Raw genomic sequence first — 243 nt, 5'->3', positions numbered from 1 at the left:
ACGCGGCCACCTCCCTCGCCCCTGACCATCCGGAACTGGAAGAGTTCCTCAGGGTGTACGGCGCGGGACGCACCGCGGACGCGTTCGCGCACTACGAGGGACACCAGAGCTAGGTCGGACCCCAGGGCCCGGGGACGGACCCGGGCCGACGGATCCGTGGCAGTATCCCGGCAGCCGGGGCACGAACCTCAACGGGAACGGGAGCGGGCGCAGCGCAATGGGTGAGGTCTTCGCTGGTCGGTA

The 243-nt window shown here is 70.4% G+C and carries 1 protein-coding gene; it reads left to right on the top strand.

Annotated elements, in window-relative coordinates:
• Positions 1-113 (top strand): hypothetical protein (locus MFF64_RS39185; protein ID WP_498071640.1); only part of this gene is annotated, 113 nt, incomplete at its 5' end.
• Between the last annotated feature and the right edge of the window lie 130 nt (positions 114-243).

Source organism: Methylobacterium frigidaeris (assembly GCF_022179185.1).
GTDB classification, from domain to species: Bacteria; Pseudomonadota; Alphaproteobacteria; order Rhizobiales; family Beijerinckiaceae; genus Methylobacterium; species Methylobacterium frigidaeris.
This window is presented reverse-complemented; position numbering and strand designations above follow the sequence as displayed.